Source organism: Desulfovulcanus sp. (genome assembly GCF_982781345.1).
The window spans coordinates 25,252-37,706 of the sequence record NZ_CEYAEZ010000005.1; the positions used below are offsets into that span (position 1 = coordinate 25,252).

At 37.5% G+C, this 12,455-nt stretch carries 12 protein-coding genes; 9 read left to right on the top strand and 3 right to left on the bottom strand.

Translation table 11 applies throughout. The features are described from left to right. Window positions 1–5 precede the first annotated feature (5 nt). From lepB to AC3WVG_RS01570, 9 genes are all read left to right on the top strand, one after another. Entirely contained in the window at window positions 6–392 is a 387-nt protein-coding gene (gene lepB / locus AC3WVG_RS01530; protein ID WP_488796415.1) for a signal peptidase I, read from the top strand. A 9-nt stretch (window positions 393–401) separates the two neighbouring features. Beyond that, window positions 402–1,043, top strand: a complete 642-nt coding sequence (locus tag AC3WVG_RS01535; protein WP_488796416.1) for an EAL domain-containing protein — start codon at window positions 402–404, stop codon at window positions 1,041–1,043. Further along, window positions 1,015–5,535, top strand: coding sequence for a hypothetical protein (locus AC3WVG_RS01540; RefSeq protein ID WP_488796417.1), 4,521 nt, complete (start codon window positions 1,015–1,017; stop codon window positions 5,533–5,535). Before AC3WVG_RS01535 ends, AC3WVG_RS01540 begins: the two co-directional genes overlap by 29 nt. Beyond that, a complete protein-coding gene (traN, locus tag AC3WVG_RS01545; protein ID WP_488796418.1) occupies window positions 5,516–7,087 on the top strand; it encodes a conjugal transfer protein TraN in 1,572 nt (523 codons plus the stop codon). The genes AC3WVG_RS01540 and traN overlap by 20 nt, the downstream gene beginning before the upstream one ends. A 12-nt stretch (window positions 7,088–7,099) precedes the next feature. After that, on the top strand, window positions 7,100–7,471 hold the full coding sequence (locus tag AC3WVG_RS01550) for a hypothetical protein (protein WP_488796419.1): 372 nt from the start codon (window positions 7,100–7,102) through the stop codon (window positions 7,469–7,471). Window positions 7,472–7,474: 3 nt separating this feature from the next. Further along, window positions 7,475–8,458: a TraU family protein gene (locus tag AC3WVG_RS01555; RefSeq protein WP_488796420.1), complete on the top strand. Its 984-nt coding sequence runs from the start codon at window positions 7,475–7,477 to the stop codon at window positions 8,456–8,458. 9 nt (window positions 8,459–8,467) lie between these two features. Continuing rightward, window positions 8,468–8,764, top strand: coding sequence for a hypothetical protein (locus AC3WVG_RS01560; protein ID WP_488796421.1), 297 nt, complete (start codon window positions 8,468–8,470; stop codon window positions 8,762–8,764). A gap of 97 nt (window positions 8,765–8,861) precedes the next feature. Further along, window positions 8,862–9,380 carry a lytic transglycosylase domain-containing protein gene (locus AC3WVG_RS01565; protein ID WP_488796422.1) on the top strand — a complete coding sequence of 173 codons (519 nt, stop codon included), beginning with the start codon at window positions 8,862–8,864 and terminating at the stop codon, window positions 9,378–9,380. Window position 9,381: 1 nt separating this feature from the next. Then, window positions 9,382–9,756: a RusA family crossover junction endodeoxyribonuclease gene (locus AC3WVG_RS01570; protein WP_488796423.1), complete on the top strand. Its 375-nt coding sequence runs from the start codon at window positions 9,382–9,384 to the stop codon at window positions 9,754–9,756. Between the two features lie 166 nt (window positions 9,757–9,922). Here AC3WVG_RS01570 and AC3WVG_RS01575 read toward each other — a convergent pair whose 3' ends face one another. The 3 genes from AC3WVG_RS01575 to AC3WVG_RS01585 are packed head-to-tail and all read right to left on the bottom strand — an operon-like array spanning window position 9,923 to window position 12,380. Next, window positions 9,923–10,897 (bottom strand): cell division protein FtsZ, encoded by a 975-nt coding sequence (locus AC3WVG_RS01575; protein ID WP_488796424.1) that lies wholly within the window; start codon window positions 10,895–10,897, stop codon window positions 9,923–9,925. 3 nt (window positions 10,898–10,900) lie between these two features. Beyond that, window positions 10,901–11,587, bottom strand: a complete 687-nt coding sequence (locus tag AC3WVG_RS01580) for a hypothetical protein (RefSeq protein WP_488796425.1) — start codon at window positions 11,585–11,587, stop codon at window positions 10,901–10,903. Beyond that, window positions 11,559–12,380 carry a PDDEXK-like family protein gene (locus tag AC3WVG_RS01585; protein ID WP_488796426.1) on the bottom strand — a complete coding sequence of 274 codons (822 nt, stop codon included), beginning with the start codon at window positions 12,378–12,380 and terminating at the stop codon, window positions 11,559–11,561. Before AC3WVG_RS01585 ends, AC3WVG_RS01580 begins: the two co-directional genes overlap by 29 nt. Window positions 12,381–12,455: the final 75 nt, after the last annotated feature.

A 12,455-nucleotide genomic window follows, 5' to 3' on the forward strand; every position in this document is an offset into this window, starting at 1 on the left:
TAACCATGCGAAGTGTAAATTTACATGCTGCCTTATATCTCCCAGGGGAAAGGAGTTTGCGGCAAGGAGATTATGCGTTGTTTAGGTGGCAGGGTGATGATCCGCAGGGCAAAGGTTTAAAAGATGGAATGATTTTGCTCAAGCGGGTGGCCTGTGGTCCTGGGCAGAGGCTGAAAGTTACGCCTGTGCAGTTCTTTTGTGATGGCCAGGCCGGGGAGTTCTTAAGGCTAAAAGACAGCAAAGGGCGTCCGGTTCGGCCCTTTTTGTATAATGGGATTATTCCCCAGGGAAAATATTTTATGATTGGGGATAATCCTTTGTCGTATGATAGTAGATATTGGGGATTTATTGATAAAAATCAAATAGTTGGAAAAGTTATCTTTGGTCTTTAAGGGGGAATAATGGCAATACAGTTTCACCAGCAAAGTATAGTTCGATTTGACGGTAAAAATATATCTATATGGGGTCATGAGCTGTTGGTTCGGCATCCACATCCACGACTGCTCAATCCATTTGATACGGAGTTGGATTGGGAGATTTTCAGGGCGGCATGGGAAAAAATACCGGACAATCCTTCTTTGTGTTGGAGTATCAATCTGTTTACAACGACTTTTTGCAAATATTATCATTTGTTATTTCATTTGTTCACCTCCAATCATTCAAAAGCACAGCGGACGTTTATCGAACTGGTCGAGTTATGTCCCTACGGAACGATAGAAGATATTAAAAACCCACACGGACTACCCATCATTCTGGACGATTTTGGGACCAAATTTTCAAATATTGATTTGTATCTAACACTGCGTCCTGTTGCAGTTAAGTTTGACAGGATTTTTTTTGAACTTCCTTTGGAAACGATGTGTTCTCTGGCCCGGTTTGTTAAGGGTAATTGTCAATTTATAGTGTTTGAGAAGATAGAGAGTTGGGAAGAGTTGATGTGGGCTTATAGTTGCGGTTTTGATTTGTATCAGGGGTTTTTGTTGGATAGCAACGCACAAAAAGAGGTTGGCAGAGATGCAACTGATAGTGTTGTTGTTCGTTAGTTTAATGGCTTTTCCTGTTTTTGCTGAAACTGTTCCTGTGCAGGATGCTATAAGTCAAATGCGTTCCAATTATGAGCAAATCAATTCGAGAGAGGATGTTCAGCAAAGGCTTATAGTTCCTGCTACAAGCGATCAGGTAAAAATGCAGACCTTGAATGGTAATCAGACATTTGATGCTACGTTGGTTTGTCCAGGGGCGGGACCAGTACTTGTTGTAACTATGATGCCAGAAGGAACTATTCAAAGCCCAGGAGAGCTAAGAATAATTGCCGAATATGATAGTAATTTAGATGGAAATTTAGATGTTGAAATAACTTCTCGGCATGTAGGTGGCATGTGTAGTGATGGATACATAGCAGATTGCAATCCGGCAGGTTCCTGGGAAGAGTGTAAATATTATAAGTGGTTTTATCAAAACGGTGAAATTCAATCTTTAGCGGTTGATCCAGATAACAATAGGGATATTTCTATTGCAGATTTACATGGTTGTTTTTGTTTTAATCAGTCCTGCGGTTCACCTATTATGGGAAATATAGAAACAATTTTAAGTTATTATGCTAATGGAATACTAGATTTATTAAGACAAAATAAGCAAGACATTGTAATAACTCAGGTAAAAAGCAATCCAGAAGAAATGCAAATTTCCTTTATCGGGGCTAGTGTAACAACATGTACGACCAATTCTAATGAATTGTATGGCTCAAAAGATGTGCAGGAATTAACAAAATTACAAAATCAAGTAGAATTTAATGAAGACCCTGTAATAGATAGTGCAGAAACCGACCCAAATAGTCCTTGGAGTTTAACACAAAAAGCATTTATGCAGGCAAATCAGGAATATGAATATCGTCAATGCACAATCCGGGCAAAAGTGGCACCGAGGACTGAAATACGGACTCGAAATCCCAAATTAGCATGTAAGAAAGTGCCAACTAATCCTCAAGACCCTGTGTGGGTAGATTGGACAGGAACGGAAGGCCCAGGATATTGGTATGCAGATTATGGAAAAACAAAGCATGTTTTGCAGCAAAATGAGTTAATGAGAATTGCAATTAGCCCCTCTTATTGCGATCCCGCTCCGTTTATTCAAACAAATGTAGAAGTATTGTGTGGAGACAACTGGATTTCTGTTTGGAGCCGTGATTTGGGATATGATTGGGGTGGATGTTCTGGTGGTACTTGGGATAGTATCAATATAGGTTCACAAGACTTTGTAAATTATGTTGTTGAACAAGCAAATGTTAAATGGCCTCGCTGGAAATATGAGTGTGGTGCTGGTGACGACCAATGTCTTGCTGCAAGCGATTTATGTCGATGTGTAATTACAGATGATGTGTTTACCTGTTATAGTCCAAGCATGGGGCCTGGTGATGGTTCATTAATAATTAATGGAGGCAACTCTACAACAGGAGAAGAATACAATAAGGTTTTATTTCAAGGCTGTGAAGAAATAACCGATCCGGAAAACGGTTGTTTAGCTTTGCAAAATGATTCCAATTGTGAACTTGTAGAAGAAATTACAGACGGAGTTCCTACAATCAAGGGAGGTGCAGCAACAGGATTGGAGCCATTTCCAGATTGTAGGTTAATTGAAGGTTCTGTGAGGTCAATTACAGTATGTGAGCCGTGGTGGGAAAAAGAGCGAATATACAGGTGTTCAAATAACGCAACTGATTTTTCACAAGTTCAACAAAGAGTTGAGCATATAAGTTCAAATATACAATATGACAATTCAACAGGCGAATGGACAGGCCAAGGAGATTTGCAGTTTGATGAAAATGGAACATCTTATTCCGTAGTTTTTGATCCAAATATACAATTTAAAGCTCAAATGGAAAATTGTGAGCCTGCATGTTTAGTTGCTATTCCTAACAAAAATACCAATATTATGGTACATGGATTAGACAATACTGTTAATTTTAATCAATCAAAAGTTTATGTAGAAACAAGGGCCTGCATTAAAAATGATGAGACTGGACAATATGAATGTCCGTATAATGCAACAGAAGGAGAAACAATTTCAACTCCATGTACCTGTTTTGACCAGAAAACATTTTCCGAGGTGACTTCGGAAATGGCTACATTAAAGTCTAGTTCTATGGATATGATTTGTTCAAGCGGAGATGAGGCAGGTGTTTGTGGTCCAGAGGATGAAGGAATACAGACCAATCGAGTTATTTGCGTTACAGATCCGACAGTTTCTTGGTCGTCCGATGGAGAGCTAACAGTAGAAAATGGTACTGTGCAAGATTGTAGCCCTAATACATGGCAGAACACAAACGGCATTCCTGACCAAACTCACACTATAAAGACAACAAACGATTATCGTTGTTGGGCAGGTATAGACGATTTTTCGGAGGAAATGGGCTCAACAACTGATTCGGATTATTTTCAAAATAACTTGGGATCATTGGCTCCTGTAAGTTCATGGTTTGATCCGGTAGTTGAATGGGCCAAATCTTTGATAATCGACCACTTGAAAAGTGACCCATACTTTATCCCCGATCCTGGGCCAGACTGCCCATGCCAAGGTTCAGATTCAAATTCAACTTCAACGCAGGATGGAAGTGGTGGGACTTATGAATGTACTTGGACAGTTGAAACGAGTGTAGAGAACATAAACAGACAAGACGATTTGATATTAAGGCCAGATAATCAGGACCCATTTGGTGATGTGTATTTATTTTTTAGTCGGGTTGGACAATGGGGAGGAACTCATTATGCAAGTTGTACTCAGGACACTTCTTATACTGACATATCTAATCCAGGAGAATGTGAATTAGTATCTGAAACCAGTTGTTCAACTTCATGTCCAAGTTCTATCTCATTGTATATAGATGTTGGCTTAAATAGATTGTTTTTAAATAGCGATGTTTATTATGATTCATGGTATGATCTTTATGTAAATGGTCAATTGGTAAAAGAACAATGGGTAACAGATTATATATTCTTAACTGGTTTAACTGGAAATGATGTAATTGAAATCCAGTTTAAATCCTATAATGTTGATCTTTATTTTAGTGAATGGACAAGAAATCCAATAAGAATAAAAGATATAAATGGCAATTTAGTTGAAATTTTGCCTTCAAGGTCCAGTTTTAGTGAAACCGTTACAATAACATTGTCAACAAGTTTTACTAATAGTCAATGTGTTATACAAGCAACAGCAAAAAGCTCATTGGGTACAGAAAATACAAGTAACATTCTTTATTGCCCAGGGGATTTTACTGTGCAGGGTGATTGTACTCAAATATATGACCCTATCCAAAGTTTTGATGAGCATTGTTTTGCCAACAATAATGATGCAGGTTGTAATAATTGGCGATATTGTCATAGTGCAGGACGTAATTCCGTATGTTGGACTTGTTATGGAAGTGGAAGAAGAAGAGGGTTTGGTATTGTTTATGTCCCAGGCCCCGGGAGTTGTTGGTATCCTTACGATAGAGGGTATTATTGTGGGCCAATAATCTGGTCTAAAACTTATCCTCCTGGGGGACAAAATGCTAATGAAGTATATAATCAAGCAAAAGCATTATGTGAATATCCTTATGTTTGTTCAGGGGATAATAAGGCATATTTAACTTTAGACGAATGTACTTTAAATTGTTCTTCAACATCAAAAGATGTTTATTATTGTTCTACAACCGGAGCAGGATATGGAACCCAAGAAGAATGTACTGCAAATTGTAGCAATGATCCTCTTTATTTGTGTGCTTCGGGGGATTTAGTTAGTGACCCAACTCAATGCCCTCAATGGTTTTGTCCAATCAGTAAGGGTTATTTCAGCACAGAAAGCGATTGTTTAGGTAATTGTACAGAGCCAATTTCTTGCAATGCTCAGACAGACGATTATCGTTTTAAAGTTACTATCCGTAACAATGGATTAAATGACTATACCCAAGAATTAGATTTAATTGAGCCGGAAGCGCGTCATATTGATTCTGATGTATATGCACACGAAGATTTAATTTTACAGCAATGTGTTGATAGATATTTTAAGCCGTTTTTGAATTTTGATGATCCAACTTTTGGTGGTCATTTTGAGTATGCACTTATTGACCTTTTAATATATCAATATGCAGGTGTTAATAATCAAATAATATATGACAAAGATACGCATTTATTGCCTGATGACGACCAATATTTTCCTATTGTTTATAGACCTTCAAGTAATGTTCCCTTGATTCCACAGTTTCCAGGCAAACAATATACTACTTCATGGTCAGATGATGACACTTTAAGACTTGGTTATTACACTATTCAACTTTCTAACTTATATCCTCTAATTTACTATTACGAATGTCCAGAAGGACAGATTGTGGCAGGCGATGATCCGAATATGTGTAATGCCAATCCACGTCCATTAGGTGGTGTAGATGACACTATTAAGGGCAATTATTGTTTTGAGAACAGGTGTACTAGAGCCTATCTTGAACCACAAGACAGGGTATATTCTGGATGCGGTTTTATAAATGATGGAACTTGGCAATAAACGTCAGGGTGGTAATATGTTACAAAGAATAAGTGCAATTTGGCTAGCCTTTTTAATGATATTAGAGCCAAATTGGGTTTATGCTGCAAACGAAAAGCCCATTGAAACTCATAATTTGTTAGGTAATCCTGTGTTAATGGATTATCTAACTTGTGTTCAAAGATACGGTCAAGATTTTTGCAGATGTATGGAATTGGATAGCGGGACTACGGCTTGTTACTATCAAAAACCGCCTGCGGGATATTACACACAGGAAAGATGTGAACAAATTTGGGGGCCTGGGCATTGTGAGGAAGTAACAACAATCTCTCCGCCTGAGAATTGGAGATTAAAAAATAGTAAAAGAGAAGCTGGGGGCTCTCAATGTTCAGGTGAAATTATGATATTCCCAGGTGAACAACAGGAATGTCGAAGCAAGACAGGTTTGATTGGCTTGGGTGGAAGTTGTTGTTGGCAGGATACAGGGCAAACCTGTTCATTTGAAAATACTGCTGCAACTTTGGGATGGGATGCGGCGGTAATTGATGCTGTAAAATCGGCGACGAAATATTTAGCACAAGAGTATGTTCAACCCATGATGACAGATTGGATGAATGATGTAATGGGTGATGCAGCTTTAGAAATGTTTGGAAGTAGCAATCCAGTTTATACTACTTTATCACAAAATGCTTTTAATTCGGCTATAGCAGCACAAGAAGGTGTAACAAGTTTAACGTCTAGTGCGGTCCAAGATGCGGTAACAAATGTATCAACTGCGTCAATGGAAATGGCTGGAATTCAAGTAACTAGTTCAGATTTAGCATTTCAAGCAGCGGATGCCTATGCTGAAACATTAGCTCAAACTGGTTCATACGATAAAGCAATAGAAGCTTATGCTAATACTTTAACGGAATCAGGTACAATTCCCGCTGATACGGCAATGGAAGCAGCAGGGAATTATGCTGCTAATACGCCACCTATGGAGAGTGCTTTTAGCAATGCTGTAAGCGGAGCTGCGATTTCTGGTGTTGTTTCTATTGGTTTTGCTTTGATGGATGGTAAATTAACCTCAGAGGAACTTCAAAATGCAGCAATGAGCATGATGGTTGCTTTTGCCGGCGCCTATATTCCTGGCATTGGTTGGGTTTATATGGCTTATCAGATGTACAACATGCTTACCGCTGAAACTGAATGTTTGCCATTTGAATATACCCTGGCCTGCAAGGTTGGTGAAGGTTATTGTCATTATGTGGGAGAGCGTTGTACGAGTAAAATTTTTGGACATTGTATAGGTAAAAAAAAGGTTTATTGCTGTTTCAACTCCCTACTTGCCAGGGTTGTCCACGAACAAGGACGGCCACAGATAGGCTTGGATTGGGGGACTGCAAAGCATCCGAAATGCAGAGGGTTTTATCCTGATGAGTTTGCACAATTGAATTTTCAAGAAATGGATTTGTCAGAATTTGTTGAAAATATTCAAAGGCGAGTTGATATAGATATTCAAACCAGCATAGACAATGCCATTGAAAGGTTTGAGAATAGGATAAATCCGCCTGATGGTGGAAGTTATTAGGGGAGATTTTGTATGAGAAAGGTAGCGGTTTTTGTGTTATGTATGGTGTTTATGACAGGTATCGCGTTTGCTGGTAATGTAACGGTTGTGAGTAGTGATGCCGCAAAAATGCCCAAACGTCAGCAGTTGATGAAATTATACAATCAGCAGAAGAAAAAGTTTAAAAATTTAAAAACGTCTTTAAAAAAGACCAATTTCATGGTGAAGATAGAAGCGATAGTTACAATGGGAACTGATAATGCCGGTGATTTTGCAAAGGTGATGGAAAGTGATATTGGCGGTTGTGTATGCCAGCCGTTGACTGGCAATCTTGATCAGAAAGTTATTCCCATGTCGTGTATGTGCAGGAAGAAGGGACATAAGTGGGAGATTAAGGAGAAGTAAGAAATGCGATTGGTAATTTTTTATCTAACAGTATTTTTTTTAATGACCAACAATGTATTTGCCTTATGTCGCAGTGAGTTTGTGAATCCATTAACAGACGTAGAATGGTCAGGTATATATCCTATTCGTCTCATGGGCATGGTAATTTCACCTACAGGCCCTGAAGAAAATCATATTATCAGGTCGCCTTTTTGTAGCTGTGAAGATGGCGGGCGTACTCGTGTTGGAGTAATAGCAGGCTTTTGGGAGCCGGTGAGGCTCATTGATGTGGTCAAAGACCCAATGTGTATGGCAGGACTTGGAATGTCTATGGGTGGAGACGGTGATATTTGGGGTGGTGGCGGAAAGCAAGCGTTAGGCATAGGTAAACAGCAGGGACAGGGAAGTTTTTATCAGGCCCATTTGTATATTTACCCTATTTGGACAATTTTAGAATTGTTTGCCGATTATTTATGTGCGGAACGTGGATCGTTTGATATAGCTTATATGACGGAATTAGATCCTCTTTGGGATGATGATTTATTAACAGTAATGATTCAGCCAGAAGCCATTTTATTTGCTAATCCGGTAGCCCAAATGAGTTGTATGGCCGATTCTGTTGCTTCTGCGGTTTCATGGCCTCTGCAGCCGTTGTTTTGGTGTGCAGGTTCCTGGGGAGGGACATATCCACTAACCGGTAGGACTGATAATCGAACTATGACGGAAGGAGCTGCTCATATTGCAAGCAAATTGCTTTATAAATTACATAGAGAATTGATTATGTTAGGGACTGCTGGTGAAGGTGCTTTGTGTGGACCTTTTATAGCTCCTACCTGGCTTAAAAATCAGTATAAGTTACAGGTAGTTAGACCTGTCAAGGGCAGTCTTGTAACAACGATAGGGCGGACAGGTTTGATATGGGGAGCAGGTAAAAATCCGGCGGTACCAGGACAATCGGATAATTTTAGTTTTATTCTTTTCAGAAATAGGGATTGTTGCGCGTACTAGAAGGAGAAAATGGTGTTTAAATTATTTAAATATTTATTACTTATTTTAATTCTGGTTGCATTGGTGAACAGTTTTAAAAAACAGGAGACTAAAAATCTTGTTGATGAGTTGCCAAGTGCTTTACATGAAACAGTAAATACGGAAATAGACCCTAATAAAAAAGAATTGGAGGTACAAAGTAAATATTTTGATATGAATATAAGGTTACCTGATAAGAAAGAAATTGCTGAAGCTGTTGCTAAAGGTAAGGAGATAGCAGCAGATATAATTAGAGAAATAAAAAAAGAGTTCGATAAAACGAAATAGCAAAAAAACTCTTTTTTTCATATATACATTCTTATTGCCCGTGTTGTTTAAGGCACGGGCTTTTTTTTTGCGTTGTTATCAAAAAAAGGAAAATGCAATGAGGCGGATTGCCAAAATTTTATTGATAACAATGCTATTATTGTGTATAAATAATACTACATATTCCTTAGATAACAAGGAAATACGCTTTATAACTAAAAGGTTTGTAGAAGTTGGACAAAGTTTATCTATACCTGTTCATGTTTTGTTAGCTATAGCAGAGTATGAGTCGAAATATTGGCCTTGGGCTGTTAATATTAAGGGCAAGAGTTTTTGGCCGTCAACAAAAGGTGAGGCTTTAACACTGGTACAAGGCCAGAAGTCTTTTGATATAGGGATAATGCAGGTTAATTCCTGGTGGTTGCAGAAATTTAACATTTCTCCCGATCAAGCTATAGAACCAGAACTCAATATTTACCTTGGGGCTGTTATCTTAAACGACTGTAAGAACCGTTTTGGCAATATAGACGATATGTTAGCATGTTATCATGCAGGAAAGCCTGGCCCAAGAGGAAAACGATATGCCAGAAAGGTAAAAAATATTTACAAGGAAATCCTTCAGACAACAGGAGGATAGTATGGAGACAGTATTTGAGGCTCATATTACCGACTTCAAGATAGTTCCGTATGTCCGGCAAACAAAAAGAGGAAAATATGTAAAAGAAAGGGCAAAAAAATATAATCAAAATCAAATTGACCTGGCCTGGCTTTTAAAGGTTAATGGTAGGGGTAAAGTTGATAAATTTCCTGTTATTTTGAAGATAAGGGGGAGTGTAGCAGACGGTCGCCAAATGGCTGCTGATTGGGATAACATATCAAAGGCTGTTCAAGATGCAATGGTTAAGGCAAAGATATTGCCGAATGATAATTTGAAGTATGTCTCAGGGGCGGATGTTCGGTTAGAGAATAAGGGCAAAATCGAATATTATGTGGCTCTGGTCGTAATGCGCTAGTCACGACTTGATAACTTTGTCAGATTTTGTATTAACTAGTACAATTTATACCTTTCCTTTCTTTTATACTAAAAATGACTCCTTTGTTATGCTCAAAATTGTTTATTTTAAAGTTCTGTTTGATTAGAAACTAATGCATAAAATGAACGCGTACTTCATCTCAGCTTTATACTGATGCTTTACCGCTATCAATTTGTTCATATCCTGCGCCAATAATCACAACTTTCACCTCATCTTCTTCTAATTCTTGCTCCATAATATGTATAACCTTAACTTTAGTATTTGGCAAGGTTGTGATTTTTATATTTTCTATTGCCTCGTTGATTGCATTATCATCCATCCTCCCATTACAACTAAAAATAATCAATGTATCTCTAACTTTTTTAAGCTCCATATCTTGAACTTCTGCAGGATATCGGATAGCCTGTGTTACAGCATCACGTAGAGCATTTACTCCCCAATCCCTGCCTATGGCAACTACGGCCAGCTCTCCGCCTGAGAGCAATTCTCTTATATATTCAATACTTTGTTTATCTTCATTTGTGCAATTAAAAACAGTTGCCATGCTTTGAATAAGATCTAAGAAAATAGCATCAGCTTCATTTATCACTTCATTGAAACTTTTGTCAGATTGGTCCTTGAGCAAATTATCATTGGGAATAACAAATACGGCATCAACTTTTTTCTGTAAATTTCTTAGACCTTCCTGGGCTTGTTTATTTCTTCTTTGTCCCTCAACAGAAAAAGGCATGCTTATCAATCCAAGCGTTAGCGCTCCAAGTTTCTTTGCAATTTCAGCAACCACTGGACTAGCACCTGTTCCAGTGCCACCACCCATTCCTGTCCGGATAAAAACTATGTTTGCACTTTTAAGTGCGTTTTTAATTTCTTCATAACTTTCCTTTGCTGCCTTGAAGCCAAGCTCAGGATCCCCGCTGGCTCCCTTGCCTTTGGTCAGATTTTTCCCCAGTAAAATACTGGCTCCAATCTTCATTTTTTTTGTTTGCTCAAGGGCTTTGCTGTCCGTATTTGCCAGAATAAGATAGGCATCCTTTAAATTCTGGGAGGCCAGATACTTTATGCCATTACATCCGCATCCGCCCACGCCAATTACTTTTATAGACTTAGAATCATTATTCATTATTTACTCTCTGAGTTTATAAATTTTTATAAATTCGTCTATCAATTTTTCGGTTTTATTTTTGACAAATAAAAGTTCGTTATAAAGGTCAGTTACCGCTTTTTTAAAACCTTTTTCGGTTACAGTTTGCAGATAAAACTCTCTCTGCCACATACCTCTATAAAATGAATCAAGATATTTCCAAGCTATCCACGAGTCTGAAACTTTCCAACCTTTAGAATTCTCTCCTAATGTATTGTAAATTTGGCTGACTATTTTAAATAAATCTTGACTAATATTGTCCTGTTTTTGCCAATTACCTTTAAAAGGTATGCCTAAATTATCATTATCCTGCTTTACTATACCAATACAATTTTGAAAAATTAGGTTTTGTTCTGCCTCAAATGCATAGTTAAATATTCCTCTTCTACTTTCTGGAGAAATTAGCCAATTTTTTTTAAATATACATAAAGTCCCAAACTTCTCTCCTTCAATAAGCCCTCGGTTAACAACTATGTAATCTTTAAACTCTTCACTTTGTTTTATTTTCTGCTTAAGCTCTTTTATAAGCTTCTGCCTCAACTCAAACTTTATCTCCTCAAAATTCTCCCAGATATCCCACGCAATCTCAAATCGTTCCTTACGCTCATTTTCTGAAATTTTTTCATCAAGGAGATATTTTTTAATCATTTCCTTCTTTTCTTCCTTCATCTTCAAGCTCCTCTTTGAAATTATTTTCTATCCAGTTTATAAAATCTTTTAAAAACCATCTTACCTTTTCAGCTTCGCATTCTTTATAGCATTGTATAAGCCAGGGTTTAAAAAAGTTGTTGTAGCTGACCTCTAAAAATTTTCCTTTCCGTTTCAACTCCTCTTTTTTTTGTTCATCTATGCTTTGCGCTTTTCTTCCCCATCCGTCTAAGTAGATGAGAATGTAGTTTTCATTTCCAATGCCTTGCAGAAATTTATCGTAATCTGCCAATTGCCTTTCCTGTTCTCCTGCCCAGGGTTTATTTTCTATTCCTATCACAAACCCAGAAAACTTAATAAGAATGTCTATTCTCCTTCCCTCATATGTCATAAATTCCCTTTCAACAGATGCCTGTGAAATGTCTATCTGGCGAAGAGCTTTTAAAATTTCTGTGTCTTCATTTGTTGTTTCCTTGAAATAATTTTTTAAATGCTCAATAAATTCTTTGAGAAAAATTTTTCCCTGTCCATGTTTTCCGCCTGGTTCAAGAAGCAAAGCAATAAGGTCTGAAACTCTATTCTCGTCAGGATTAATCAAATCAATGATGTTAAAATCAGAAGCCAGATATCTGTCCGTCTGCTTTTTTATCTCTTTTGCCACTCTATACTTAAATATGAGAGGCTGAAAAAAATTTCTCAGCTTTTTCTCATAAGCTTGTTGAGTCTCGGAATAAAAATTTCGCAAACCTTGAAAAAATTTATCAAGCGATTCGTAATAATTTTCAAAATTATTATACTCAACTTTTACTTCCATTTTTTCACACCTTCCATGCTTTTACTCAAGCACTAATTTCATTTTGAAAAATTTTTTTATAACAATAAAATTAAA

Coding starts and splice junctions, on each gene's coding strand:
- lepB (WP_488796415.1), top strand. CDS start 6: ATGCGAAGTGTAAATTTACATGCTGCCTTATATCTCCCAGGGGAAAGG.
- AC3WVG_RS01535 (WP_488796416.1), top strand. CDS start 402: ATGGCAATACAGTTTCACCAGCAAAGTATAGTTCGATTTGACGGTAAA.
- AC3WVG_RS01540 (WP_488796417.1), top strand. CDS start 1,015: ATGCAACTGATAGTGTTGTTGTTCGTTAGTTTAATGGCTTTTCCTGTT.
- traN (WP_488796418.1), top strand. CDS start 5,516: ATGATGGAACTTGGCAATAAACGTCAGGGTGGTAATATGTTACAAAGA.
- AC3WVG_RS01550 (WP_488796419.1), top strand. CDS start 7,100: ATGAGAAAGGTAGCGGTTTTTGTGTTATGTATGGTGTTTATGACAGGT.
- AC3WVG_RS01555 (WP_488796420.1), top strand. CDS start 7,475: ATGCGATTGGTAATTTTTTATCTAACAGTATTTTTTTTAATGACCAAC.
- AC3WVG_RS01560 (WP_488796421.1), top strand. CDS start 8,468: ATGGTGTTTAAATTATTTAAATATTTATTACTTATTTTAATTCTGGTT.
- AC3WVG_RS01565 (WP_488796422.1), top strand. CDS start 8,862: ATGAGGCGGATTGCCAAAATTTTATTGATAACAATGCTATTATTGTGT.
- AC3WVG_RS01570 (WP_488796423.1), top strand. CDS start 9,382: ATGGAGACAGTATTTGAGGCTCATATTACCGACTTCAAGATAGTTCCG.
- AC3WVG_RS01575 (WP_488796424.1), bottom strand. CDS start 10,897: ATGAATAATGATTCTAAGTCTATAAAAGTAATTGGCGTGGGCGGATGC.
- AC3WVG_RS01580 (WP_488796425.1), bottom strand. CDS start 11,587: ATGAAGGAAGAAAAGAAGGAAATGATTAAAAAATATCTCCTTGATGAA.
- AC3WVG_RS01585 (WP_488796426.1), bottom strand. CDS start 12,380: ATGGAAGTAAAAGTTGAGTATAATAATTTTGAAAATTATTACGAATCG.